The organism is Gorillibacterium timonense, from assembly GCF_001457415.1.
GTDB lineage: Bacteria > Bacillota > Bacilli > Paenibacillales > NBRC-103111 > Gorillibacterium > Gorillibacterium timonense.
In genome coordinates this window covers 453714-478141 of the sequence record NZ_LN881724.1, presented here as the reverse complement: position 1 = coordinate 478141, position 24428 = coordinate 453714, and the positions used below count along the sequence as shown (strand labels likewise).

The following is a 24428-nucleotide window of genomic DNA, read 5'->3' as shown; positions in this document are numbered from 1 at the left end:
CATTTCGAAGCCGGCGGTACAATGACGATTGCTCATCTCTTCCGGAAGCAAGCTCATGAATCGGGATAGGTCTCCGAAAACCAGCCCTTTCTCCCGCAATTCGGGCAGGCCAAGCGCTTGCCTTTCTTGCCCCCATTCAGAGTGAAGAGGTCCTTCCAAAAGCCGATCGTGAATTTGTGACGACATTTCGGGCAGACATATGCATTCACCTCGGCATGATAGTAGACGAGTCCCGCCAGCATGAAGAGAGCCGCCGCAAGCAGGAAGACCGGAGCATAGCCGCCATAGGATACCGCGAGAGGGAAGCCTCCGGCGATCAGCAGGAGATAGCCTCCGATGAACAGGTACGTGAGAAGGTCCGTCTTGCGGTGACGTTCTTTCTTGATCATCATCGCTTCCAATTCATCGAGGGTCTCCACCTCCATCCGCTGCGTTTCTTCATAGTTCTGAAGGATTGCCGCGATCCGCTGCCGCTTCTGCTGCAAGCCTGCGATATCGTCCGCCAGCTTGGCGCTTTGCTGCCGAAGAGCTCCCTGAAGCTGCCGATCCATTTCGCCCGCTGTGACGATGCCTCGGATCTCTTCTAAGGAAAAGCCGAGCGCCCGGTAGAGTCCGATCGTCCTCAACTTCCTCGCATCCTCTTCCGTGTAGAGGCGTCGACCTCCATCGCTGCGGCCTGAAGCCTGCAGAATGCGCTCTCTGTCGTAATACTGAACGGTTCGAATGCTAACATTCGCTTGTTTGGCAAGCTCGCCTGTCGAATACAGGGTTTCCATCTCCATCACCTCACCCTCATGATCCCTGATGACGCAGCGTCATGAGCAAGCTTTTTTTGCAAATCGCGATGATCCCGATCCTATGAAACAGCCGACTTGGCATGTAACGGATTTCGACCAGTATAAAAAAGGCCCTCTGCGATTGTCAATTCGTTCCATCGCTATTCGGCAAATGTGCATGTCCTTTCGCATCGCCTCGCGTTCCGGCGGGAGCAACATCTTGACACCAGCTTGTTTGGAACGTCATCATGGAAGGAGAATCCGAAGCAGTTTCAGCCTTACCAGGGCACATACTCCTTCCCATACATCATTTCTACCCAATTAATGAGGTGTTCCGAATGAACCGTCCCCGCATTGCCGTCGTCGGCAGTTTGAATATGGACCTGGTCGTCACCGCCGAACGGATGCCCCAGACAGGAGAAACCTTGACTGGCGAATCCATCCATTCTATCTCCGGAGGCAAAGGGGCCAACCAAGCCGTCGCCTGCGCCCGGCTCGGAGCGCAGGTCGATCTGATCGGAGCTGTCGGCGACGACACATTCGGAAGCTCTCTGCTGGCGGAGCTGAAGAAGAGCGGGGTCTCAACCGACACCGTCTCCCGGTTAACGGATACGGCAACCGGCATCGCCTCCATCCTGCATACGCGACAGGATAACAGCATCGTCGTCGTCCCGGGCGCGAACGGCAAAGTATCAGCGGAGCTCGTCGAGCGATCAGCCGATACGATCCGGCAGGCGGACGTTCTGCTGGTGCAGCTGGAAATTCCGCTGGATGCGGTCAAAGCCGCCCTCCGCATCGCCCAGTCCGCCGGAGTGCGGACGGTACTCAATCCAGCGCCCGCTCGCAGCCTGCCGCGGGAAATGCTGCTTTTGGCCGATTACTTCACTCCGAACGAGACGGAGTTTGCCTTCTTCAACCGGGGCTATCGGCAGCCACTTCCGTCGGAAATGCAAAACGCTCCCTCCGGCAGCCCCCTTTCGGATCACGAACAGGCGGCGACTGTCCAAGCGGATAGCGGACAGGGAGCTGACGATTGGCAAGCCGCTCTCTCCGAATGGGCCCAACACTACGGGCACACCGTGATCTTGACTCGCGGTCGAGAAGGAGCCTCCTATCTGCATAACGGTGCCCCGGTAACCGTTCCGGCCCCGATCGTTCAGGCCGTCGATACCACCGGCGCCGGAGATTGCCTGAACGGAGCCTTCGGGTTTGGCCTCGCCTCCGGATGGAGCGTGGAGCATTCCCTCCAGTTTGCAGTCAAGGCCGCTTCTCTCTCCGTCACCAAGTTCGGCGCCCAAGCGGGCATGCCGACATTCGCCGAAGTGAGTAGATGGACTTGATCCTACAGCCGAAATCTACTCGGGCAAAGGGGGAACCCTTATGAAGCATGTGCCGAATCTCTTATCGGTAAGCAGGATCGTGCTGTTGATCGGCCTGCCGTTCACCCTTCACATTCCTTGGGCCTTCACGTTGATCTACCTGATCTGTGGAATTAGCGATGGGTTGGATGGATACGTTGCCCGAAAGACTGGGACGGCAAGCGATTGGGGAGCCCGCCTGGATTCCATGGCGGATCTCCTCTTCTTCACCGTCATCGCCGTATCCGCCTTCATATGGCTGGGTGCGGAGATTCAACCCTATCTGCCCTGGATTCTGGTTGCGGCTCTCATCCGCTGCATGAATCTGATCATCGCGGCGTGGAAATACCACACCTTTGCCAGCGTCCACACCTGGGGTAACAAAGCGGCCGGACTCTTGGTGTTCATCGCTCCCTTGTTTCTCGGGTATCAACTGACCACGGGTCTTTGGCTGGTGTGCCTTGCAGCCGTGTTGTCGGCGGTGGAGGAATGCTTGATCCATCTCACCTCCCCGAAGCTCGACTTGAACCGCCGCAGCCTCTTTTTCTAGCCCAATCGGAATCGTCGCCCCAAACGAAAAAGGATGCCCCGAAGGGCATCCGATTCTCAAGTCGCTCAACCCACCTCTTGGCTCCAGCTCTCATACTCAATCACGAACTGAGCTTTCTCCACCCATTCCCCCTGGGTGAAATTTCGTCCTCTTATCAGCACACGGCCGGGATACACCTCAATATAAAAGCCCTGGCTTCCCGTTACATGCTTGCCCGAATCGCTCCACAAATAGGCGACGGAGGCGGCGTTAAACAGGCTGGGAAAGCCTTCTTTTCCTTGAAAGCAGCAGTTTCTCGATTCGAGCTCCCAGTGGGTATGCCCCGTAAATAGAATGGCCTGCGGATGACGGGCGAGCACGGCTCTCAGCTCCCGGTCTTCTCTGACGCCGGACCACCCCTGGTCCTGATATGATCCGGATACGGTATTTAGGAGCGGCTGATGAAGGAATACAAAGACCGGCCGACCGGCTACAGCTCCTTCTCCAAGCTTGGCGTCCAACCAATCGAGCTGCTGACCCGACAACGAGCAGTGAAGCTTCAAGCTCTTTTCCGAACCGAGAAAAATAAAGTGATGCCCGCGAATCCAATGATCGTGATAAGCGCCCCTCATCCCCGTACCGCGTAGGAAACCCGCCAACCGATATCGCCAGAAGCCCAATCCGATATCGTGATTGCCAGTCGCGACAAAGGGGGATGGCAGCACATCCTGGAACTGGTCCCAAATTCGGTTCCATTCCCGGTATTCCCGCTTAAAGCCGTGATGAGTCACATCTCCGACATGCATGATGCCATCCGTATTCGGCGCCTGAACCGCGATATCCTCGAGCGCCTGCTCCAGATTCTTATTATAGGAATGCTTGGGATTGGCCGTTACATGAGTGTCCGTTATCACTTGAAAGGATAGCAAGCACTCCCGCCCACGCTCCATTCGCTCATGCCCCATTTCCGTCCCCTTCTTTCCGTTGGTTGGATGATCGTCATGGCTTTCATATTCATACTCATTGGATAGCGTACCTCCTCACCATTAAGAAAAGATTATCTCCACATGAAGACCCGATTAAGGTTTTATGAAAAATGCAGCTGGCCGATAAACGAGTGCAGTTTCGGTGTCCGCTCATATCTTGTCTAGGAAACCGAGACGTTTCTGCTATAATGGTGCTGGAAAGGCAGTGAACCGGTACTGCTTGAACAAGAGGAGGACACATCATGCAGATTTCCGTCTTTTACAATCATGTTCTAGAAGCCGCACGGCAAACGGGGCTTGCTCTCGAGGATGTGTTGAGTCAGGTTAGCCGCTTTGGAATCTCCCAGGTCGAGCTGGACTCGGATCAGATCAAGGAGAATCCGGAGGGAATGGCCAAGCTTTTGAACCGCCACGGCTTAAGCGCGTCTTGTGTGTATGGCTTCTTCGATTTCGGCAATCATCGCCAAGAGGAAGAAGCCGCTCGGTTTATCGACGATGCTGCGAGTGCGGGAGCCGGGAAGGTGCTGGTCATCCCAGGCTTTCTGCAGCAGACGCTTGCCCCGCCCCAAAGGGAATCTGCCCTTAAGAACATGGCAGAAGCCGTTCGCCGCATGTGCGATTACGCTGAGCAAAAAGGGATCACGGTCACGATGGAGGATTTCGACGACATCGCCGCTCCCTTCGCTCAATCGGACGAGCTGTTATGGTTTCTGAGCCAAGCTCCCAAGCTGGGCTGCACCTTCGATACCGGCAACTTCATCTACTCGGGCGAGAACGAAGTCGAAGCGTTGGACAAGCTGATAAATCGTGTCGTTCACGTTCATTGCAAGGATCGCTCCCTCGAACCGAATGAAGGTGCATCCAAGCTCGCGCTCACGGGCACCCTGCTCTATCCTTCGCCGGTCGGCTCCGGCTGCATCCAAATTCGCGAGACTCTCAAGCGGGTGCGCGCTCATGGGTACGACGGCACGCTGGCGATCGAGCATTTTGACGCACCTGACCAACTCAGCTACATGCGGCAGTCGGCGGAGTGGCTCCTTTCCGCTTGGTGAGAAGCGCCGAAACCGCTCCCGCTAGAAGCTCCTGAAGAAGGTATCGATCATGAAGGGAGAACTCCCTACCCTAACGGAAAAGAGTGTGAGCCTATGGCAGACTCGTACCAATCATTTAAGCTGGCGATCTACTGCACCGCATCCTGCCTCGATCTGAGCTTGGAGCAGCTCGAAGAGGACATGGCGTTTTTCCGCAAGCATCTGAAGGTTTCGAAGGTGTACATCGAGAATCATCGCGGCGATGTGAACCTGAGCCGAGAACGGCTGGAAGAGTTGAAAGCGTTTTTTCTCTCGCAGGAGATTGAGGTCGCCGGAGGAATCACGCCCATCCTCGGCAAGGAGTACCGTCCCGGGTATGAACGGCTGCTGGATGGCATCTGCTACACGGACGAAGCGTCCCGAGCGAAGCTGCGGGAAGCCGCGGAGACAGCGGCCGCCGTCTTCGACGAAATCATCCTGGATGATTTCTTCTTCACGAATTGCGCATGCGACGAGTGCCAGCGCCGCAAGGGAGATCGTACTTGGGAGGAATTCCGGCTGGAGCTGATGGCGGAGGTATCCGAGAACGTCATCATCAAGCCGGCGAAAGCGGTCAATCCGCAGGTCAAGGTCATCATCAAATTCCCGAACTGGAATGAATCCTATTCCTCCGCAGGCTACAACACGGACAAGCAGCCGGCTCTCTTCGACGGAGTCTATACCGGAACGGAAACCCGCGATCCCGCTATCAGCCAGCAGCATATTCCGCGCTACGCCTCCTATTCCCTCATGCGCTGGATGGAAAACCTGGCGCCGGAACGCAACGGCGGCGGCTGGTTCGATGCCTTCGACTGCACCTACACGGATTATTACCTCGAACAAGCGTACCTGACGGTGTTCGGCAAAGCTCGAGAGCTCACCTTGTTCTGTTATCATCTGCTGAAGGACCATCTGTACGTACCGCCCCTTGGCTTCCAGTTGGACAAGCTGGATCAGCTGGCAGGACAGCTCGGCCAGCCCTTGGGCGTAAGCGTCTATGAGCCCCATCATGCTAAAGGAGAAAATCACCTGAACGACCATTTGGGTATGCTGGGGATTCCCTTGGAGCTCACGCCGTATTTCCCGGAAAACGCAGATGCCCCCTTGTTGATTACAGCCAACGCCGCCCGAGACAAAAACATCTTGGGGAAAATGAAGGCGTTCCTGCGGGGAGGAGGGCAGATCATCATGACCTCCGGCTTCCTGAGCCGCATGACTGGCAAAGGAATCGAAGAGCTGACCTCTCTTCGTCCTACCGGAAGGCCGCTGCCCGTCGAACAGTTCGCCATGGATACGGGCATCTGCTCGTTTCAGGAGTTTGTCGGATCACCCGCACCGATCACATTCCCAGTCCTGAGCTTCGGCACCAACGCCACTTGGCAATCCATCGTCGCTTGGAACGGCCCGGTCAATTATCCGGTGCTGATGTACGATAACTATGGCAAAGGCAAGCTCTTCACCTTGGTCGTCCCCGAGAATCCGGCCGATCTGATGAAGCTGCCCGCTTCTGTTGTGACGAAGATCAGAGACACCTTCACCGGGAAGCTTCTTCCCTATCGCCTGAGCGGGCCGGGTCAAGCGGGCTTCTTCCCCTATGACAATGAAAGCTTCATCCTGGAAACCTTCGTACCGCATGCCGCTACCTGGAAGGTGCAGGTGCCGCCGGGCAAGGTGCTGCGCCAGCTTACGCCGGTCAAGTCGGCGCCTCCCCTTAAGCGGACAGCCGTGCTGGAGGATGGAACGGCGGAGTACACGATCACGCTGCCGCCTTCCGCTTTCGCAGCCTATACATTAGGCGAGGAAGCGAACTGACTCGAGGGCTGACTGAGGATAAGGAGACTTAGATTTGCTCCTTCCATTACCTATACAGGCCGCACCGGATGAACCCGGTGCGGCCTGTTTTATTTAGAAAGATAGACGCAAGTACGGATGCTCCAGCCAAGTCGTCTGGATAGAATAAAACATTCGCATAATGCCAGATACGAGAATGCCGTTCTCCTGTTTACACGAAGCAAAATAAGGATTAATATTATAGTATTCCAATCGGAATTAAAGGAGGCCAAAATGATGGCTGCTAAAGAGATTCCCGTTCCCTATGTCAAAGCCAATCAGACAGGAATTGTATTGTCAGTGGTTGCGGCATTCGTCTTTCAAGAGCCTTGGGTGCTGGCTGCTCTCTGGCTGATTCAAGTTGTCGGTTTGCTCAGCGCCGGCAAGGCCAATCTGTTCGTGCGCTTGGCGAAGCCGTGGCTTAAGGTGTCGGGCTCCCAAACGGAAGCCTACGAGCTGCAGCGCTTCAACAACACGCTGGCCGTGCTGTTCCTCACGCTGTCGCTTCTCTCCTTCCTCCTCAGCTGGACCGTGGCGGGTTACGTGTTCGCCTTCATGCTGCTAGCCGCAGCCGGAACGGCGCTCGCCGGATATTGCATCGGCTGCACGATCTATTACCAATACAAGAAGTGGAAAGCGCTCCGTAAGCTGCGCCGTCCCGCCGCTTGATTCGATGTCGTTCTCATTGAACATCGATCAAGTATACCCGCTCTTCGAAGCCTCCCCGAGCCTCCGCCTTTTTCGCCCGAATGGCTTCAAGCTGCCCCCAGCTCGCTCCATGCCGGACCGCTAGCGCTCGCATCACTTCCAGCATGTCGGCCATTTCTTCCAGGGCTTCTTGCGAGGTTGCGGCGCTAAAGTACTCCTCCGTTTCTTCGCGAAGCTTGATTTGCAGGTGTTGGCCGTATTCATCATCGCTCAAGATGCGGGTGCGCGGCGAACTGCCGGATTCTTCAATGATTTGCGGAATTCGATCACGGACGAGTTTATTGTATGTAGGCATGTCGATTATTTGTCCCCCCTGGATAGGTCTCGCAGCCGAAGGAGCTCATGCCCCTTCTCCCATAAGAACGGCTGAATGCTGGGGTAGGTGAGCTCGGCGGGCATTTCTACGAAGCCGGACACGGTTCCGATCTCGCTATCCGGCATCGGCCCGAGTTCCATCACCTCAGCGAAGAATAGCGCCCCCAGCGACTCCTCTTCTCCCTCTCGCTGCACGGCATAAGCGCATAACGGGTGAAGCTCGGCGTTGACCGCCCCGGTCTCCTCAAACAGCTCCCGCTCTGCCGTGGTGCGGATCTCTTCTCCGTCATCCCGATGTCCTCCGGGAATCTCCCACGTACTCCGTTCCTTGTGCTTCACGAACAACCACTTGGTTTTATGACGCGCCATAATGACCGCAAACCGATATTCCTCCTGCTTCACGCTGTCCCATTCATAAAAGACGACCTTCACCCGTTCAACCTCCCGTATATCGTGAATAATACACCGTCACCCTTACTCGCGCGGAGAGGAGCCGGGACTAAGGCTAGTGGAAAGCAGAGCGAATTCTGCCCCCATTTCTTATTTGCTGACCCGGTTCCGCCCCTTCTTCTTCGCTCGATAGAGTGCCTTATCGGCCGCCTTCATCACGTCATCCGGCGTCTTGCTCGTTTCATTCTTCTGGGAGACCCCGATGCTCACGGTGATGAAGATTTCCTTGGCAGGCTTTGAGCTTGAGGATCGTTTTTCGGGCTTTTTCTTGGGCCGATCTTTCCCGCGCAGGATGAAGCCTCTCTTGGACACGGTCTCCCGCAGCTCCTCCAGATGAGGGATTGCCTCGCTGCAGGTCTTGTTCCGGAATAGAATCGTGAACTCCTCGCCGCCGTAGCGGTAAGCCTTTCCTCCTCCCGAAACCTCCTTGATGATCGACGCAACCAGCTTCAGGACATCGTCTCCGGTATCGTGGCCGTGCGTATCGTTGAACTTTTTGAAAAAGTCGATGTCGAGCATCGCGATGGTGTAGCTGAAGCCGAGCTTCATCATGTCCTGCTTGAGCGCTCTTCTCGACGGAAGACCGGTAAGCTCGTCCGTAAAAGCCATCGAGTAGGAATCCTGAATGATAGACGTGATCAGGATGATCCCGGATACGCCAATGCCGATTGCCGCCAGCACAGGATCACTGCCTCCTGTACGCAAAACGAAGAAGACGGCGACCAGCACGGCGAGAAAGGAAATGTCCTGCGACGATTTCACCGTTCTATGCCGGAAGACAAGCATGATCAGCGTGACAGCAAAGGCCAAGAGAGCCACTTGCGACAACGAAGTGAAGGAGTCTGGCTTCACTGGCAGCAGATCCCGGTTCCAGCGGAGAAGCCATTCCGTATGGCCGACACGACTGAGCCACAGAATCGCCAGAAATTCGGCGGCGATAAAGACGAAGCGGAGTATCCCCCAGAAGCTGCTGATCCCCCTCTCTCCCAAGAACGAGAAGATGGCGATCGTGACCGGAATGGCCAGGCTTAGCAGGAAGAGTACAGCTGTTTCTTGAACCCCGAAACGGTTCGCAACACTCGGCAGGTAAGCTATATAGATCATACTCCATCCCAACGTAAAGAGGACGAAGAATTCCCGGCTGTGATTGAATTTCCACGAGATGATGCACCCGACGAGCAGAATGGCGTAAGGAGAAGCCTTGATCAGCTCCACTTGCGGATCAGACATGCTGTTCGTCTTCAAGAACAAGAGATAAGATAGAGCGAGGAACAGAATCGGCACAAGCACCGGCAAAACCGTTTTTCGTATGATTTTCAAGTCGGCATTTCCCTTCGGAGGGTTTTCTTCGGTACTCTCCTATTATCGGCGGCAGGAGGCTCCGATCTTAATAAGGAGTGTTTACATTTTTCATGTCGACAGGTAAAAAGAAAGAGAGACTATCCCCCTCGGAGGCTTCGAAATGATTCCTATCGCGATTTGCGACGACAACCTGCCTGATACCGAACGCATCGAAGAGCTGCTGCTCCAGCTTCAACCCCGCTTTGCCGAACGGATCGAAACCAACATCTTTTATTCCGGCGAGACATTTTGCGAAGCCATTAAGGACCATTGTCCCTTTGACATCGTACTGATGGACATCGAAATGAAGGGAATGGACGGAATCATGGCCGGACAGAAGCTCCGTTCAAGCGACGACAACGATACGGTCCTGCTGCTGTACATTTCAAGTCACGATTCGTATTATCGCGAGCTCTTTGACGTTCAACCCTTCGCCTTCCTGGACAAGCCGATCCGCCGGGACGAGTTCTCCGTACAATTGGAAAAGGCGATCCTCAAGACGATACGCCGCCGCCAGGAAGGAAAGCGGAAGGTATTTTCGGTTTCCCAGAAAGGACGCGAGTTGCTGTTGCCCTTGAAGAGTCTGCTCTATTTTGAAAGCAAAATCCGAAAGATTCACCTGCATACGACAGAGGGCATCATCGACTACTACGGGGTTTTAAATGAAGAAGAGCTCAAGCTGCCCGTGCCCGATTTTGTCCGAACCCATCAATCTTATCTGGTCAACCTGCGTTATGTAAAAGAGGTAACGAGTGAATCGCTGATCCTCGTCAACAATTCCGCCATTCCGGTCAGCGGAAGTCGCAGGTCTGCCGTGAAGGACGCTTATCTGGCTTACAGGAGGAATTTTTTTGCGTGAGGTAATGATCGAGGATCTGGTTTATCTGGAGACCTTTCCGGTGATCGCCGCTGTCGTTCACCACTTTTACAATCGTTGTCTCGGTTGCCGAATGAGGAAGCCCATCTATATCCTACTGCTGTATGCGCTATACTGCGCCATAAGCGGCGGCCTGTATTTCGCCCCCCTTCCAGGCTCTGTGACACTTCTCCTGAATGTGATGCTGCTCGTCCTCTTAACTTGTTTTTACAAAAAGAGAATCCCCTGGCGCATCGGAGCCGCTGCTTTTATCGGTGCGATGATCCTGCTGAGCGATTTCCTGGCGCAAATCCTCTTAATGACCCTCTTCGATAAGAATTCGACGGCCCTCTACGTCTTGAGTCTGTTCATCTCCAAGGTCATCCTGATGACACTGGGATATGCGGCTGTGCGAATAGGCACCTCTTATGGCGAAGGAGTCATGTCAGCGGGGTATTGGGCTCTTCTGATCCTGTCTCCACTGCTGAGCTTGGTCAGCATCTACGGCTTGAGCCGTTCTGTCGAACCCGGAAGGATGGATATCTACCTTTCCCTTTCCGTCGGACTTGTGTTCCTGAACTATTTCGTTGTGATGATTTGCGATCATGTGCTGTACAAGCATTCCAAAGAAAAGCAAACGCTGCTGCTGGAGCAGCAGATCGATTATTACGCCAGGCAGTACAAGCAGGCCGAAGCCGCGCAAAGAGAAACCTTGCGCTTTCGTCATGACTTCAAAAACATTCTCACGGGACTTCAGGCAGAGCTGGAAGCCGGCAATGTGTCCGTGGGGCAGGAGACCGTTGAGACGCTGTTAAGCAGCTTCAGCTCGACGCGAAGTATCGCCCATAGCGGCCATATCGCCATCGATTCCATCCTCAATTACAAGCTGCAGCTGGCGGCGGAAGCGAATATCCCGATCGAGCTCGACCTCCGTTGTCCGGCCGATGTGATGCTGGACCCGATCACGGTGAGCGTCATTTTGGGAAACGCACTGGACAATGCCATCGAAGCCTGCAAAAGGATGGACACCGGCAGACCTTGCCTCACCATTCAAATCCACTATGACAAGGAAAGCTTGTTTCTCCGGATGGAGAATCCGTATAGCGGGACGATTCGCACCGACCTTACCGGCCGAGTGCGCTCTACGAAATCAGGTCCGAGCGCACATGGGATTGGGCTTGAGAGCATTCGGGATATGGTTGAGAAGAATCACGGCCTATTGGATATTTCTTATGAAGGCGGCGTATTCCAGCTCGAGGTCGTCTTGTTCAACGTGCAGCGCTCGGCCAAATAAAACAAGAACTGCCCCAACTTTGACAACGGCCGTTCGGACAGCGGTGCAACCCGCTATACTGAACGCATCCAATGGAAAGGGGCAGCGATCTTGACAACATGTGTACTAAAGGCCACAAACCTCACGAAACAATACGGGACTTCCTATGCTCTGGATAATGTGAGCCTGTCCATTCATGCGGGCGAAATCTATGGGTTGATCGGCGAGAATGGCGCCGGGAAAACGACCCTCATGAGGATCATCGGCAACCTCGCACGCCCGAATCGGGGAAGTCTGGCTCTCTTTGGGGAAACGGAGCCCCATCAGTTGAACGAGAGGCGAAAGCGCATCGGGTTCATGATTGAAACGCCTGCTCTCTATGCGGAGATGAGCGCAAGAAACAACCTGGAGTTCTATCGCCGTTTATATCAGCTGACAGACACAACCGCGATTGACAGAGCATTGCGGGAAGTGAACTTGGAAGAGACTGGCGGTAAAAAAGTCGGCGACTTTTCACTCGGGATGCGCCAGCGATTGGCTCTTGCGGTCGCCCTGCTCCACGATCCGGCCTTCTTGGTTCTGGATGAGCCGATCAATGGTCTTGATCCATCAGGCATTGCCGATGTGCGCGAGCTATTGACTCGCCTTGCCAAGGAGAAAAGAGTGGCGATCCTCATCTCAAGCCACTTTCTAAGCGAGCTGCAACTGCTCGCCACCCGGTTCGGCTTCATCCACAAAGGCCGCATGCTGCGAGAGATGACGTCCGATGAATTGACCCTATCGGACGAGAGATACATCTGCATTCGAACGTCACAGCCCGCCGAGGCGGCAAAGCTGCTCCAGGACAAGTTCCTCGTTTCGGTGATCGTCCGGGAGGATACCGGAGAGCTCCGCGTGCCAGCCGATCCGGTCAGCATCGAACAAGCGATGGCGACCCTCCTCCATCACGGCATTCCGATCGATCATGTTGCGGTAACATCTCCGAGTCTGGAGACTTACTATCGGAATTTGATTAAGGAGGAACGGGGATGAGAAGCTTTTTGCAGGCTGAGCGTTTCTATCTACGCAAAGATGCCACGTACAAGTCCGTTTCCTTTTTGCTGGTGGCGATAAGCGCGGCAATGGTCTTCTGGATGTGGTCCGCCGCTGGCGAAATTTCCGCCGCCTACCTTCTGGAGCCATTAGGCTCCATCATGCCGCTCTCGATCTTCCTCTATTTCATTCTCCCTCTCTATGTTTGCTTCTTCGCAACCGAAGGCTTTGAATCCGGCACCGTCAAAACCGTCATCGCCTCCGGGACGAGCCGCAGCGCCTACTTCTGGGGGAAGCTTCTCACGGTCGTGAAAGTGAATATCGTCCTGACGGTTCAATTCTATGCAGGGTTCATGTTCGTGTTCTACCTGCTCGCGCTCCTTACAGGCGGAGATATCGGAACGGCTGAGATGGGAGATAAGGCTTGGCTGATCCTCCGCGCGATGGCTTATCACGTTCTCTATTTGACGGCATTTGCTGCGTTTTCGCTTATGGTCGGGTTCCTCGTCCGCAAAACCTCGTTCTCAACGATCTTAACCTTTGTGTTCGTATTTGGAAATTTCATCATCTATGGCTACTGGAAAGATTCCGCTGTTCCGCTGCTGAAGGCGATATCCGATTATTCCTTAGTGACCCGGGTCTTTTCCTTTTCCACCATCTTCGTCAAGAATTCCCCCGGCCATCTATCTGGAATCAGCTATCACCTCCTTACGACACTGACTCCAATCGCCGTATTGGCGGTCTGTATATCCGTCACCTTATTCGTGTTCAATCGGCGTGATATACCAGCAAACTAGTAACCCACTATAGAACTTCGGAAAGGTAGATGATCGATGAGAAGAAAACACTCATCTCCTCTTGTCATTGGAGCTCTGCTTGTCGCCGCACTCTTTATCCTGCTGTTCCTTCAAGTCAAGGTTGTCCCCTCTTGATCCCACCCGACTGGATGGATAACGGCGGAAATCCCGCGCGGCTCCACAGCCATAATGGAGTGTGAACGTCAATCGGCGCCAAGCCGCTGCCGAGCAAGGCACTCTCCCATGCCTCGGAGACCGTCTTCCTGTCTTCGGCACTCCCATTCAGGACACCCGAAGGACATAGTCCCAATGTAACCGTAGCCTTCAGAATATGCGTATCCGGAGCAACCGTAATCAGCTCGCGAGACTTCCACTTAACCCCTGTGTAAGTCTCCATCGCATACAGCCAGTAATTGAAGATTTTCGGACCGGATAGATAGGGAAAATCCGCTTTGTGAGTAACCTGCATGATGATTTTTAAGCGTGCAATGTTGTACTGGGCGATTTCAAGCAATCCCCTGACGTCACCCGATTCAGAAGATTGAACGATTCCTCGTGAGACCTTTTGCCAGATCTCCGGATGTCGATTGGGCTGTAAAGCTACCCGATACGAAAGCAGCGCCGCCCGCAGCTCGTCAAGGCTGCTTTGAGCAGCCGCTACCGGCTGGAAAACCCATCTCGTCCTCTCATCCCGATAAGTCTGCGCGACGGATTGCCACAGCGAATAAGCGTTTCTCTGATAGTTTAGCGCCATTCCCAATGTCAGCACATCCGGCAGCTCGACTTCGGCTACGATTCCAAGCAAGGCATCCTCCGGCATAATCTCACCGCCGAGTAGACCTTCCTTATGCATCTGAATCAAAGTCTTCACCTTTGCCAGAAAAGATTCGTTTGTCGCGTTCTGCTCCATGAAGCCCCCTATTTATGTCCCTATGCAAGGCATGATTCTCTGTAAAATGGTCCTCAAAAAAGAGAAAGGGTATACTACTAGCCATTATACCACTTACTCTCTTCGGATTACGGATGCAGGTTGTGATGGATGCTTAGGCTGCTTGCCATACGCCCCTCAGCACCGACCGGAACAGGTCGTCAAGCTGCCGTTCCTGATCTCCGCCAGCCGTCTGCAATTCGGATGCCTTCTGTTCGTAATAGGCGAGTTTCTCTTCCAAAAATTCGTTGATCGGGCTGATCCGGGGTTCGTAATCCATCTCGTCTCCCGCTTTTTTGCGGGTCAGCAGATCAAGAACAACCTCCTGAAGCTCGCTTCCCTTCGGGATTAAAGCATCGACGAGCCGATCGAATTCGATAGGCGGCATCGTGTTATACTTGCCAATCCAATCGCAAGCCAAGATCGGGCGAAGAACATAAAAGTATTTTTTGATCTTCACCTGATCTCCCTGCAGGTATTCCCGATAGTTTCCCTTCGCCATATGCAGGTAGTGATAGGTGCATGACCTTGGAGAGAACGTACAAGCCGAGATGCGGCGGATTTGCTCCGTTATCAGACGATTCTCCCGATAGACAATTGGAGACTGGAGCCATTCGAGCAGCGGCGGGTTCGATTTGCGGAACAGATTCAGTGCCTTCTTCATATCCCATCCGTTAATGTCCAGCTTGTCGCTGATCGGCCGTTCGATCACGTCCCGCTTGTCATAGATGGATAGATACCAGTCCTCCGATCTGATGTAGAGGAATCGAACGTCGTAATCGCTATCCTTCGAGGGGAAGCCCCAGGCGCGGCTCCCCGATTCACAGGCATACACAATCCGAACGCTTTCTTCCCGCTCGATTCGTTCCAGCTCCTCCATGATCTCCTGGTTAACATTTCGCATTTGCTTCTCCTCCTTTTCCTTTGTCATCTCACCTGGCTTCTGAAATAGGCCAGGGTCAGCTATCACAGTGCTTTTGATTCCTAACTATCGCCATGAAGTTCATCTACTCGCTCTACCAGTGAAGAATAACCTTGCACGGTTTGGGCGATATAGGACAGCACGGTATCGCTCCATCCATAAATGTAATAGGTTTGAGGATCTCCATCCGGTACCATCGCATGTCGGTAAGGGGCTATGTCCACGATGAAAGCCAACACGTCCCGGTTCACCTTCGAGCGGTACAGCTTCAGCTGTTCGTAGAACTGGCTGCCACTGTTCTGCTGTTCATCGGTAATGATGATGATGTGATCGACCTTCTTCCGCTCCCGGATCAATTGGCGAACGGGTGCCCCCGTATCCGTTCCTCCGTGAGCATGGATGTGCGCAGCCTGCGTTAAGATGCTGTCCTTGCGGGAGGGCTTTGCATCCACCACTTCCGTATCGAACAGCCAGAACAGCGAGCTGCCCTTCGTCTTTCGGTACAGCGCCAGCGCGAAGACTGAGCCGATCTCCAGATACTGACCGTTCATCGAGCCCGAGATGTCTAGGAAAATCGCGGTGCGATTTCCGAGCTCCGGCAGATTGTCGAACGTGAGGTCAACCGCTTCCCGCAGAGCGTCGCGAAGCTCCGGATGCTCCACCTGATGGAACGCTGTCGCGAACCGAAACGGCAGAATCTTGGCTTTCTTCAGCGCCTGCTTATCGGTCAAACGGCTCACCACGTAATCCAGGTTGCGCTGATCCTCCAAGACGCCGGCCCGCTGCAAAGCATTTAAATGCCGCAGCAGGGCGAAGGTCGGCATTTGGTAGAGCAAGGCTTCCCAGACCGCCTTAGACGGCTTGATCGCCCCGGTAACCGTTTCATACGGGAGCTTGCCGCGTTCAATCCACGTGATTTGCTCCTCTTCGTTCGAAGCAAGTTTCAGCCTTTCCAGAGCTTCCACCTGAGGAAGCAGAGCAAGGTTGGCTTCCATCCCCCGCAAGTAACGGAACAAGGCTTGCTGCTTCAAGTCCTCCGGCTTCGGATGAGCCGTCGCAATGGCGTCCCCCAGGCTGTATCCGCGTCCACGTCCGTTGTACTTGACGGCCCAGTATTCGGTGATCCCGGATAAGAAGCGGTTCACCTGCCGCTTGACGGCGCGGCCGCCTTCTCCTCGCCCAAGCCCATTCAGGATCGTCAGGAAGTCAGACAAATCGGAAGGAATCCGCACCACCTGCGCGAAAATCCGGGTAAACAAATCCGAACGATACATCGAGAGGATGGCAAGGCCAAACAAAGGCTGGAGCCTCATCACTCCTTCGTTTCGGGCGAATACAATCGCTTTTGCCATGAACGTCGGATTGCTGCCTGCGATTTCGTGATGCAGCTGTGCCGCATCGCTGAGCAGTTCATTCTGATCCGCATAATAGGTGTTGCTCATCGTATTGGTTAAGAGCGTCTGTAGATACCGCTCTTCGAGGGAGCGCGTAAACGCTGGATAATGATCCTTGTTATCGATATCCGGTCTTACCGCACCGAACAATTTCTTGGCCATACTCATTCGGACTCATCCTCCTTCATGATTCACCGGTGAGGAAAAGGCGGGATAGGTCAACTGCAGGAGTCGAACCTGCCGTATTGCCCGGGTAATTCCATGGGTCGATTGAGTTCGAAGAAACCCATCCCTACGCCTCACCGGCTATTCATCTTGTGAAGATCATCGAGGAAGGGTATCGGAAAGGCCTATGCCGCTCTACCAACTGAGCTATTCCGCCTTGTGGCGGAAGTTGGACTCGAACCAACGACATGCCGAGTAATCGTCGAAGGATCCCTTCCATGCGCCTCGATGATCTTAGCCGGCCGATGCCTGATTGCGTCGGCCTTCTTTCTGGATCTATCATCGCTCATGATCCGGTCGACGAACATGGTAAAAGTATTACGATCGGTCGGAAAGTTTTCCATTTCCCGCCATACACGCCTTTGCTACAATGAGGAAAGCAGCTTCATGGGAACGGAGGACTCTCCTTTGGCAAAAGAAAGCTTTGATAAAGAAATCCAATTCATACGCATGCTCGTGCTGACCAGCGGCGCCTTCAGCCGACAGCAGTTCGCAGAGCGGCTTGGCATATCCGTCCATACCTTTGACAAAACCCTCCGCCGCCTCAAGGAAGTCGTAAGCTCCATGCAGCAGCAAATCCCGCAGGAACAGAGCAAGGAATTTGCCGAGGCCCTTCGGTTCCGCTATTATGACTCGACCGATCCGCTGCTCTTGTTTCTGTTTCGCGCCAAATCGGTAAAGGAATCCGAAAGCCAGAGATTGTCACTGCTGTTGAGCGCGTTGAATGAGCAGGCGTTGACGGCCATGGAGCTCTTGGATCACTGCTGCGGCTGTCTGCCCTCCGACCTCTCGCTGCCCGACGAGAAGACAATCCGCTCGGATCTCAAGTACCTGGAAGAGGTTGGCGTCATCAAGAAGGAGCCAGGAGCCCGTCCCTACCGGTATCGCATTCAGGACGATCTGGTGCGAAGCTTAACGGAGGACGAGCTTCTCGACCTGTATGATTTTGTGGATGTGATGGCAACTACGCAGGTCCCTTCCGTGCAAGGCTATCTGCTGCGCGACGGGCTTAAGAAACAGCTGATCCGCGGCCATGTGGACCCGCATGCCATCGAGACCTTCTTGTACAAGTATCATTATTACTCCCGCATCTTGGACGAAGCTCATCTATTCACTCTGCTTAATGCCATTCGCCGCCGTTGCAAAATCCGGTTTCTCTATTTTTCACCCAAGATCGAGAAAAGCTACGCCTCCAAAAACACCAATCCCTTGTTCGAACGGGAAACGGACGGGAAAATGCAGAAGACGCTCCCGCTGAAAATCGTCTACGATCACCAATACGGGAGATGGTACTTGCTGTCCTACGGGAGAGAGGGAATTCGGAAATACCGCATGGAAGGGATCACGCAGATCGATGAAGAAGAGTCCGTAGACGAGGCATTGTTTGAAGCGAGGCAGAACGCGCTTGTGGAGAAAATGAGGTACAGCTGGCTGATCGATACCGGCCGTCCCGTAACGGTACGCGCCCGGTTTTTCAATCCGGAAGGGTCCGAGCCGAACTTCGTGAGGGAGCGGGTCTTGCTGCAGGGACAGTGGGGAGAGATTGTTCAGGAGGACGAGCATTCGTTTGTCTATGTCATCACCGTAAACGGAACGACGGAGATCAAGCCGTGGCTGCGAAGCTTCGGTTCCAGCTGCGAAATCCTGGAGCCCGTTCAATTCCGTCGGGAAATGATTGCCGAATGGAAGGAGATTCAGGCTGCCTATGAATCCGTTTGAGAAAATCTTCAACTACCAGATCATCTCCCGCTTGGACGATTCCGGCACCTTCATGGTCACCTCGCATGAGCGGGCCTGGCTGAAGACGATGCTGGAGCATCCCGCCGCAGCCGAGGCCTTCACGGCGGATACGCTCATCAAGCTACGTTCGATTCTGGAGCCGGACCCGGTGATGGACACTTCTCTTCACTTAATCGAAAAAGCTCGCAGTGTGGAGAAGCAAGTCTATCACCCGCATCTGCGCACGCTGCGGCGCCTCATCATGACAAAGTCGGGGATACGAATGACTTACGCAATCAAGGATGGGCGTGTGAACGCAAATCAATCGGGTTTTCCGTACAAATTGGAATACTCTATGGTCAAGAGAGAGTGGTATCTGCTCTGGTATCACATCCGACATCACGCCTTCATGAGCACCCGGCTGAAGAACATCCATTCCTTCGAAGCCGAGCCGATCGAATCGTCCTCAGCAGAACGCATCCTCCGGAAGATCGGCAAGATACTGGACTCGCGAAAGCAGGAAGCGGTCATTGAAATCGTCCGTCTGTATAACGAGGAGTTGTCCCGCATCCTATACGCCTTCTCCAGCTTTGAAAAGGATGTGATGTATGAGGAGAGCACGGATACTTATCGGGTCCGCGTCTGTCTCCTGGGAGACGAGATGGAGTATCTGCTCTCCAAGCTCCGGTTTCTCGGAAAACGGGTCCGGGTGATAGAAGGCGACTATTTAAAGCGGAGAATGTTGGAATCGTCAACGAAAGCTCTGGAGCGATATGGGGTTGTTAAGGCTGACGAGCCAGAGGAACAATTATCGTAATTAGATTCAGCTATTGCGCTTAGCGTATATAGGCTATTTCTCAAACCCTTGCGCTGCGCTGGACCGCAAGGAATACAACCCGGATGCAGCTTCATCCAAGCGGTTGCGGATGAGGATAACGTTGGAAAAGCCTGAAGGAATGGACGAATACCCGTAGGAAATACCCGCAAGGCCTCCCGCGATCGCCCCGATGGTGTCGGAGTCTCCGCCCAGATTGGCCGCTTTCTGCACGACTTCGCTAAAGCTCGAGGAATTGAGCAACAGGTGCAGCACCCACCTGAAGGTATGGACGACATATCCGCTCGGCTCGCAATCCGGCGCATCTAAGATGTTCCCTTCATATCCCGCCCCCGCCACTTCGCTCATGATCGTTTCTCGCAAATCTTCACTGCGAAGAAGCCGATAAGCGATACGGCTATAGATGACACAGGCTTCGCTGCAGCTCTCATCGTAATGGGTCATCTGTGATTGCAGCCGCGTTACCCGTTCCATGTCGGCCTTATCCGCATAGGCCAAAGCTACGGGAAGACATCTCATTAATGAACCATTTCCGCCGCTTTGATCCAAATCACGATCTGCTTGAACAGCGGCCTCAAACCAGTTGCCGTCGTACTTCTCAAAGACATGGCGAATTGTAATGCCGATGTCCTTCGGCTTCGACTTGTACCATCTCAGAAAATTCCGTCCGATCGGCTCCAGCGGCTCAGCCGGATTCTCCAGAATCCCTTCCGCCACACAAAGCGTCATCATGGTATCGTCGGTCACTTCTCCCGGCTCCAATTGCCAGACTCCGCCCCCGACAATCTCTTTCAAATAGCCATAGCGGGCTTTGATCTCGCGAGTCGTCATAAACTCTGTCGTTCCGCCCAAAGCGTCTCCAATGGCAACTCCGTATATCCCGCCTTTGATTCGATCGTATAAGCGTTCCTCTCTCATGGCGATTCCGTCCTCCTCGTCCGTTTTACTCCGGTCCGGTTGATTATCATATCCCGAAGAACTCCGCTGCTGTCTTCGTTGTAGCCTCCGCAACTTCTTCCGCCGGTTTTCCGATGCATCGAGCGACGGTCTGCAGGATATGCGGCAGGTAAGCAGGCTCGTTCCGTCCGTCTGTCGGCTTCTTAGGCAAATCCCGCGGAGTCAGGAACGGTGCGTCCGTCTCGATCATAAGCCGGTCCAGGGGAATCAGACGGACAAGCTCCTTCAGATGCTTGCCTCTTCGCTCGTCGCAGATCCAGCCGGTAATCCCGATATGGAGGCCCATGTCCAAGTAAGTCTTCAGTTCAGCCGAAGTCCCGGTAAAGCAATGAACGACCGCTTTATGAACATCATGCTTCTTCAAGATCGAAGCAAAATCCGCAAACGCGTCCCGCTCATGCAGAAACAACGGCATGTCCAGCTCTTGTGCCAATTGGATCTGCTCGGTAAACCATGTCCGCTGGACGTCACGCGGCGAGAAATCCCGGTTATAGTCTAACCCGCATTCGCCTATGGCCACCACTTGGGGAAGTTCCGCCAGCTCCTTCAGCTTCGCGATCGTCTCTTCGTCACAGGATTTGGCATCATGGGGATGGACTCCTGCCGTGGCGTACAGCTTCCCCGAATATCGCCCGGCATAGCGGGCTGCCTCCAAGCTGTTCTTCAGACTCGTTCCGGTTATGATAAGCGGGGTAACCTCGTTCGTTAACGCTCGCTCTACTACCTGCTCCCGATCCTGGTGAAACGAGCGATGCATCAAATTGACGCCTATATCTACGGTTCGATTAGTTCCCTTGTCCATCTTTCGAATGCCCCTGTTCTTGTGATTTCCAAACCAAACAACATTCCGGTGGTACCTGGTCCGCCAACCAGACCTCATTACCTGCATAATAGAACGTTGCACCTGCTTGCTTTGCACGAAACGCATCCACCTGGAGAATAACCAGCTCTCCCCTGCGGCTTCCCGCCAGCGTCGCAAAATGGGTCCCCTCCGACAAATGAACATACTGCCGGCTCATCGGGCTTAAGCCTTCTCTCCTAATCGACGGGAGAGCTTTTTTATTCGTTCCATGATAGAGAATCGCCGGCGGCTCACCTGGGGTATACCGAACTTTGTCATGACTGTGACCGTACCGTGCTTTTATACGCCCATCCTCGATTTCAAAACGCTGTTTATCGGAATTGCGGACCACCTGCTCGATATCCTCCTGCTGAATCCCCGCCCATTTGGGCTGGGCTTGTATGGCATCCAATAAGGTCGTTAACGGACAAGATCCATCCTCCGGGTCCAAGACGACGCCAAACTCTTCAGGAGCATGCCGGAGCAGCTTGGTCATCATTTTGCTTAAGCTTGTTTCCATCGCTTGATTCAACACGTTAATCTTCACTTCCTCCTGTTTCTTCTTCTGTCCTCTTCCTATTTGCAGTATAACCATTCCGAGCTCCCGTGGGTGGGACTTTTTGGTTAGTGCTAAACATTCCAAATCTCGGCGCAAAAAGAGTGCCCGAATCCCAGGAGGATTCAGACACTCTCATTTCATTAGAGTCGCGGATCGATCTCCCGCTCCTGCGCCACTTCAAACAGCAAATTGGCCGCAATTTCTTTGTAGGCTTCATGCTCAGGCGCAATCTCGTCAAAGGGAACCCCTAGCATTCGCATCCCCCACTGATATTCGTTGAGCGAGGTTCGGAGCTTTTGTCCCACATTCTTCTGCTTGAGCAGCTTGCGGTATTTATGCGGGAACTTGTAGTCGTACCCGTAGATGATGGACAGATAATCGGGATTGCGCACCTTCATATAGGGTACCGTTTTCCCATTCCATCGCTCCGGCTTAATCACGATTCCTTCCATATGATTTACCAGCGTTAGCTTGGAAAAATAGCGTTCCGCTTTGTCTAAGCAGTCGGGTTCAGTCAGATCCAGCGTGATTGACTCGTCTTCCGACAGAAATTTATACATTTCGGAAGTCTTCCAATCCGGGAGTTGTTCTTTTCCGTCCTCGCCTACCATTTTCAACACGGCAAACGGCTTATACTCCATCTCAGCGATTTCCGCATATAACTCCAACTGCCTTTTGTACGTTTGATAGGCCTCTAGATGATCGGATATAGGAGCATAGGTTTCCCGGATATCATAGACGAACTTGTAGGTTTGGTACACACTTGGGCCATATTTATCGCTTAATGCAGACTTCTGCGTATGGTGCTGATCCCTCTCGAATCCACTCGCATCATAATCGGCAATGAGTTTGGAATAAGCGCCATCGAACCCGTTTTGCTGAAGGAACGCAAGCTCCATCCCCAACGCCTTCTCGATCGGCTTGAACTGCCGTTCGATCAGCCCTTCGCCAAGCGCCATCCACGGAAGCAGCTCTCCATCAAGAATCAGCATGGCTATTCGATGCTCATCCATGTAGCCGCCAAACTTGTTCAGAAGCTTGCTATATATCTCCGACAAGTCGACGTTGTTGATCTTGTAGCCGTTACGACTCACGGCGAAGCAATGTTCCAACTCCTTATGCAAATAAACATTGCATCTCGACCCCATGTATTTGGGCTGCAAAGCCACATGCTCGATACCGCGTTCCTTGAAGTAATCGAGACCGCGTTGTAACGACTCCAGCTCATTCGTCGCGTCATTTTTGTCTGCCGGGGACATCGTGCCCGAGATAAAATTGATTTTATTGCGCGAGCAATAATGAAGTCTGCGAATTTCGTCCTCTCCGAGATCGCGAAGAGACACCTTTCTCTCTTCCTTGAACAAAACCTGCAACTCCTCGGCAATCACCGCTCTTTGGGATTTTCGAGATTTCATAAACGGCTTATACGAGATGCTGACAGAGGTCAGCTGATTGCCGTGAACGCAGCCTGTGTCGAGGTGTATTTTGTTTCCGATCCGGAAGGATTGCTTGGCTGCAACATGTCCGAACACGTGATACGGATGATTCTTGACAGCTTCCTCTCGGAGATAGGCAAGCTGCCCTTCCAGCGGCGCCTCCCGGTCGATCCGGAAATTCCGCTGATTCCGGATGGAATTGGCATCCAGCTTACCGATGTACTTCTTTCGGCAAGGGGCATGCGTGACATAGAAAGATGATCCTTTTGCCCCCACATACCGATAGAAGGGCTGTGAAATCGAGACCAGCAGCCGAAATTGCTCCAGCAGCTTCGAATCGTTCGCCAGTACCTGCGTAGAATCGAAGTACGTATGAAGCATTTCTTGGTCCATGCTGTTGATTTCACCGTTCAGATACTTGTGAACGAAGTTTTCGTGGTTCCCCAAGACCAAGTAAAAATGCTCCCGATTCTCGTACAGAAATCGGATGATTTCCTTCGTCTGTTTGCCTTTATCGACCCAGTCTCCCACCAGAATAAGCTTTGTGTTCTTTAGCTTATCCGGCACAACCAGCATGCCTGCTTCGAGCTTATACCCGTGATCGAGCAACAGCCCCTGCAGATCTTCCACACATTCATGAACATCTCCAATGATGATGTACTGCCGGTCTTGAGGGAGGACGGTAGCCACGTACGCATCCAAATCGTCAATGACGATACGATACTCAAGGTTAACTTTGCCCTCGTGAGCGGAATAAAAATCCTTTGCGCGTATTTTATGGATTTTGCCGTATCCCTCGCGAGGTAGAGAACCGAGGACATCCTTCTTCAATCGATTAATGTGGTTCGTGATCAGCTTCCTCGAACGGTCCGACGCATAATAATCGTCCCGCTTGCGGTAATCGAAAACGATGACTTCCAGGTTGTAGTTATTCTCGAAAGCAATCTCCTTCACACTTGCTCGGAAATCTTCGGAGAGTCCGGTCGTATCGACGATCACAAATTCCGCGTTGATCGGAAAAGAAGTCGCCATCCTCAAGCGTTCGAACAACAGATGAAAGGCTTGTTCGCTCGCCTCAAGCATGATCTGATCATACTTGTCGTACTCATAGCCAAGAATCTCTTGACGGATCTGATCGGATGACAAATATTGCACGTTAGCTCTGACATTCCGATCCACATCTTCAAAGCGCAGTCCAGGAATCAACACTTCCTTGGCAAACGTGGTTTTGCCGCATTCGGTAGACCCGACTAGCATGAAGATAGTGTGAATCTTCGTTTGGATATCCATA

23 protein-coding genes are annotated in these 24428 nt (G+C 53.4%); 11 read left to right on the top strand and 12 right to left on the bottom strand.

Annotation, left to right across the window (positions count from 1 at the left end; translation table 11 throughout):
* Nucleotides 1-53: 53 nt before the first annotated feature.
* A complete protein-coding gene (locus tag BN2684_RS14860; RefSeq protein WP_058302952.1) occupies nucleotides 54-782 on the bottom strand; it encodes a MerR family transcriptional regulator in 729 nt (242 codons plus the stop codon).
* Between the two features lie 332 nt (nucleotides 783-1114).
* Here BN2684_RS14860 and BN2684_RS14855 point away from each other — a divergent pair, with 332 nt between their 5' ends.
* Both BN2684_RS14855 and BN2684_RS14850 read left to right on the top strand, forming a co-directional pair.
* Nucleotides 1115-2116 (top strand): ribokinase, encoded by a 1002-nt coding sequence (locus BN2684_RS14855; protein WP_058302951.1) that lies wholly within the window; start codon nucleotides 1115-1117, stop codon nucleotides 2114-2116.
* 40 nt (nucleotides 2117-2156) lie between these two features.
* The gene (locus BN2684_RS14850) at nucleotides 2157-2684 is read left to right on the top strand and encodes a CDP-alcohol phosphatidyltransferase family protein (RefSeq protein ID WP_058302950.1); all 528 of its coding nucleotides are present in this window, start codon (nucleotides 2157-2159) and stop codon (nucleotides 2682-2684) included.
* A 65-nt stretch (nucleotides 2685-2749) separates the two neighbouring features.
* Here the strand turns inward: BN2684_RS14850 and BN2684_RS14845 are convergent, their stop codons facing one another.
* Entirely contained in the window at nucleotides 2750-3628 is an 879-nt protein-coding gene (locus BN2684_RS14845; protein ID WP_058302949.1) for a metallophosphoesterase family protein, read from the bottom strand.
* 263 nt (nucleotides 3629-3891) lie between these two features.
* Between BN2684_RS14845 and BN2684_RS14840 the strand changes: the two genes are divergently transcribed.
* The 3 genes from BN2684_RS14840 (at nucleotide 3892) to BN2684_RS14830 (ending at nucleotide 7218) form a co-directional block, all read left to right on the top strand.
* Nucleotides 3892-4701 (top strand): sugar phosphate isomerase/epimerase family protein, encoded by an 810-nt coding sequence (locus tag BN2684_RS14840; protein ID WP_058302948.1) that lies wholly within the window; start codon nucleotides 3892-3894, stop codon nucleotides 4699-4701.
* A gap of 93 nt (nucleotides 4702-4794) precedes the next feature.
* Nucleotides 4795-6531 (top strand): hypothetical protein, encoded by a 1737-nt coding sequence (locus BN2684_RS14835; protein ID WP_058302947.1) that lies wholly within the window; start codon nucleotides 4795-4797, stop codon nucleotides 6529-6531.
* A gap of 255 nt (nucleotides 6532-6786) precedes the next feature.
* Nucleotides 6787-7218: a DUF4395 domain-containing protein gene (locus BN2684_RS14830; RefSeq protein ID WP_058302946.1), complete on the top strand. Its 432-nt coding sequence runs from the start codon at nucleotides 6787-6789 to the stop codon at nucleotides 7216-7218.
* A 13-nt stretch (nucleotides 7219-7231) separates the two neighbouring features.
* Here BN2684_RS14830 and BN2684_RS14825 read toward each other — a convergent pair whose 3' ends face one another.
* The 3 genes from BN2684_RS14825 to BN2684_RS14815 all read right to left on the bottom strand — a co-directional run bounded on the left by BN2684_RS14825 (nucleotide 7232) and on the right by BN2684_RS14815 (nucleotide 9342).
* Nucleotides 7232-7552: a nucleoside triphosphate pyrophosphohydrolase gene (locus BN2684_RS14825; protein ID WP_058302945.1), complete on the bottom strand. Its 321-nt coding sequence runs from the start codon at nucleotides 7550-7552 to the stop codon at nucleotides 7232-7234.
* Nucleotides 7553-7557: 5 nt separating this feature from the next.
* Nucleotides 7558-8004 (bottom strand): NUDIX hydrolase, encoded by a 447-nt coding sequence (locus BN2684_RS14820; protein WP_058302944.1) that lies wholly within the window; start codon nucleotides 8002-8004, stop codon nucleotides 7558-7560.
* 108 nt (nucleotides 8005-8112) lie between these two features.
* Nucleotides 8113-9342, bottom strand: a complete 1230-nt coding sequence (locus tag BN2684_RS14815) for a GGDEF domain-containing protein (protein WP_082651986.1) — start codon at nucleotides 9340-9342, stop codon at nucleotides 8113-8115.
* A 142-nt stretch (nucleotides 9343-9484) separates the two neighbouring features.
* Between BN2684_RS14815 and BN2684_RS14810 the strand changes: the two genes are divergently transcribed.
* The 4 genes from BN2684_RS14810 to BN2684_RS14795 all read left to right on the top strand — a co-directional run bounded on the left by BN2684_RS14810 (nucleotide 9485) and on the right by BN2684_RS14795 (nucleotide 13321).
* The gene (locus BN2684_RS14810; protein ID WP_058302943.1) at nucleotides 9485-10222 is read left to right on the top strand and encodes a LytR/AlgR family response regulator transcription factor; all 738 of its coding nucleotides are present in this window, start codon (nucleotides 9485-9487) and stop codon (nucleotides 10220-10222) included.
* Entirely contained in the window at nucleotides 10215-11513 is a 1299-nt protein-coding gene (locus BN2684_RS14805; protein ID WP_058302942.1) for an ATP-binding protein, read from the top strand. The genes BN2684_RS14810 and BN2684_RS14805 overlap by 8 nt, the downstream gene beginning before the upstream one ends.
* A gap of 90 nt (nucleotides 11514-11603) precedes the next feature.
* Nucleotides 11604-12524: an ABC transporter ATP-binding protein gene (locus BN2684_RS14800; protein ID WP_058302941.1), complete on the top strand. Its 921-nt coding sequence runs from the start codon at nucleotides 11604-11606 to the stop codon at nucleotides 12522-12524.
* The gene (locus tag BN2684_RS14795) at nucleotides 12521-13321 is read left to right on the top strand and encodes a hypothetical protein (RefSeq protein WP_058302940.1); all 801 of its coding nucleotides are present in this window, start codon (nucleotides 12521-12523) and stop codon (nucleotides 13319-13321) included. The genes BN2684_RS14800 and BN2684_RS14795 overlap by 4 nt, the downstream gene beginning before the upstream one ends.
* A gap of 115 nt (nucleotides 13322-13436) precedes the next feature.
* On the opposite strand, the gene BN2684_RS14790 is transcribed toward BN2684_RS14795, so the two are convergent.
* The 3 genes from BN2684_RS14790 to BN2684_RS14780 form a co-directional block, all read right to left on the bottom strand.
* A complete protein-coding gene (locus tag BN2684_RS14790; protein WP_058302939.1) occupies nucleotides 13437-14231 on the bottom strand; it encodes a hypothetical protein in 795 nt (264 codons plus the stop codon).
* Between the two features lie 133 nt (nucleotides 14232-14364).
* Complete coding sequence (locus BN2684_RS14785) at nucleotides 14365-15153, bottom strand: nucleotidyltransferase domain-containing protein (protein ID WP_058302938.1); 789 nt, start codon at nucleotides 15151-15153, stop codon at nucleotides 14365-14367.
* 80 nt (nucleotides 15154-15233) lie between these two features.
* A complete protein-coding gene (locus tag BN2684_RS14780; protein WP_058302937.1) occupies nucleotides 15234-16733 on the bottom strand; it encodes a TROVE domain-containing protein in 1500 nt (499 codons plus the stop codon).
* A gap of 465 nt (nucleotides 16734-17198) precedes the next feature.
* On the opposite strand from BN2684_RS14780, the gene BN2684_RS14775 reads away from it, so the two are divergent.
* Both BN2684_RS14775 and BN2684_RS14770 read left to right on the top strand, forming a co-directional pair.
* Nucleotides 17199-18509, top strand: coding sequence for a helix-turn-helix transcriptional regulator (locus BN2684_RS14775; RefSeq protein ID WP_058304564.1), 1311 nt, complete (start codon nucleotides 17199-17201; stop codon nucleotides 18507-18509).
* Complete coding sequence (locus tag BN2684_RS14770; protein WP_058302936.1) at nucleotides 18496-19326, top strand: WYL domain-containing protein; 831 nt, start codon at nucleotides 18496-18498, stop codon at nucleotides 19324-19326. The genes BN2684_RS14775 and BN2684_RS14770 overlap by 14 nt, the downstream gene beginning before the upstream one ends.
* Before the next feature lie 33 nt (nucleotides 19327-19359).
* Here the strand turns inward: BN2684_RS14770 and BN2684_RS14765 are convergent, their stop codons facing one another.
* From BN2684_RS14765 to BN2684_RS14750, 4 genes are all read right to left on the bottom strand, one after another.
* On the bottom strand, nucleotides 19360-20262 hold the full coding sequence (locus tag BN2684_RS14765) for an ADP-ribosylglycohydrolase family protein (RefSeq protein WP_058302935.1): 903 nt from the start codon (nucleotides 20260-20262) through the stop codon (nucleotides 19360-19362).
* A 46-nt stretch (nucleotides 20263-20308) separates the two neighbouring features.
* Nucleotides 20309-21103, bottom strand: a complete 795-nt coding sequence (locus tag BN2684_RS14760; RefSeq protein WP_058302934.1) for a TatD family hydrolase — start codon at nucleotides 21101-21103, stop codon at nucleotides 20309-20311.
* Nucleotides 21087-21662 (bottom strand): RNA 2'-phosphotransferase, encoded by a 576-nt coding sequence (locus BN2684_RS14755; protein ID WP_058304563.1) that lies wholly within the window; start codon nucleotides 21660-21662, stop codon nucleotides 21087-21089. Before BN2684_RS14755 ends, BN2684_RS14760 begins: the two co-directional genes overlap by 17 nt.
* A gap of 179 nt (nucleotides 21663-21841) precedes the next feature.
* Nucleotides 21842-24427, bottom strand: a complete 2586-nt coding sequence (locus BN2684_RS14750; protein ID WP_058302933.1) for a metallophosphoesterase — start codon at nucleotides 24425-24427, stop codon at nucleotides 21842-21844.
* Nucleotide 24428: the final 1 nt, after the last annotated feature.

Bases quoted from the DNA above. Each gene is read 5' to 3' on its own strand.
- BN2684_RS14860 (WP_058302952.1), bottom strand. From the start codon at position 782: ATGGAGATGGAAACCCTGTATTCGACAGGCGAGCTTGCCAAACAAGCG.
- BN2684_RS14855 (WP_058302951.1), top strand. From the start codon at position 1,115: ATGAACCGTCCCCGCATTGCCGTCGTCGGCAGTTTGAATATGGACCTG.
- BN2684_RS14850 (WP_058302950.1), top strand. From the start codon at position 2,157: ATGAAGCATGTGCCGAATCTCTTATCGGTAAGCAGGATCGTGCTGTTG.
- BN2684_RS14845 (WP_058302949.1), bottom strand. From the start codon at position 3,628: ATGGGGCATGAGCGAATGGAGCGTGGGCGGGAGTGCTTGCTATCCTTT.
- BN2684_RS14840 (WP_058302948.1), top strand. From the start codon at position 3,892: ATGCAGATTTCCGTCTTTTACAATCATGTTCTAGAAGCCGCACGGCAA.
- BN2684_RS14835 (WP_058302947.1), top strand. From the start codon at position 4,795: ATGGCAGACTCGTACCAATCATTTAAGCTGGCGATCTACTGCACCGCA.
- BN2684_RS14830 (WP_058302946.1), top strand. From the start codon at position 6,787: ATGGCTGCTAAAGAGATTCCCGTTCCCTATGTCAAAGCCAATCAGACA.
- BN2684_RS14825 (WP_058302945.1), bottom strand. From the start codon at position 7,552: ATGCCTACATACAATAAACTCGTCCGTGATCGAATTCCGCAAATCATT.
- BN2684_RS14810 (WP_058302943.1), top strand. From the start codon at position 9,485: ATGATTCCTATCGCGATTTGCGACGACAACCTGCCTGATACCGAACGC.
- BN2684_RS14795 (WP_058302940.1), top strand. From the start codon at position 12,521: ATGAGAAGCTTTTTGCAGGCTGAGCGTTTCTATCTACGCAAAGATGCC.
- BN2684_RS14790 (WP_058302939.1), bottom strand. From the start codon at position 14,231: ATGGAGCAGAACGCGACAAACGAATCTTTTCTGGCAAAGGTGAAGACT.
- BN2684_RS14785 (WP_058302938.1), bottom strand. From the start codon at position 15,153: ATGCGAAATGTTAACCAGGAGATCATGGAGGAGCTGGAACGAATCGAG.
- BN2684_RS14780 (WP_058302937.1), bottom strand. From the start codon at position 16,733: ATGAGTATGGCCAAGAAATTGTTCGGTGCGGTAAGACCGGATATCGAT.
- BN2684_RS14770 (WP_058302936.1), top strand. From the start codon at position 18,496: ATGAATCCGTTTGAGAAAATCTTCAACTACCAGATCATCTCCCGCTTG.
- BN2684_RS14765 (WP_058302935.1), bottom strand. From the start codon at position 20,262: ATGAGAGAGGAACGCTTATACGATCGAATCAAAGGCGGGATATACGGA.
- BN2684_RS14760 (WP_058302934.1), bottom strand. From the start codon at position 21,103: ATGGACAAGGGAACTAATCGAACCGTAGATATAGGCGTCAATTTGATG.
- BN2684_RS14755 (WP_058304563.1), bottom strand. From the start codon at position 21,662: ATGGAAACAAGCTTAAGCAAAATGATGACCAAGCTGCTCCGGCATGCT.
- BN2684_RS14750 (WP_058302933.1), bottom strand. From the start codon at position 24,427: ATGGATATCCAAACGAAGATTCACACTATCTTCATGCTAGTCGGGTCT.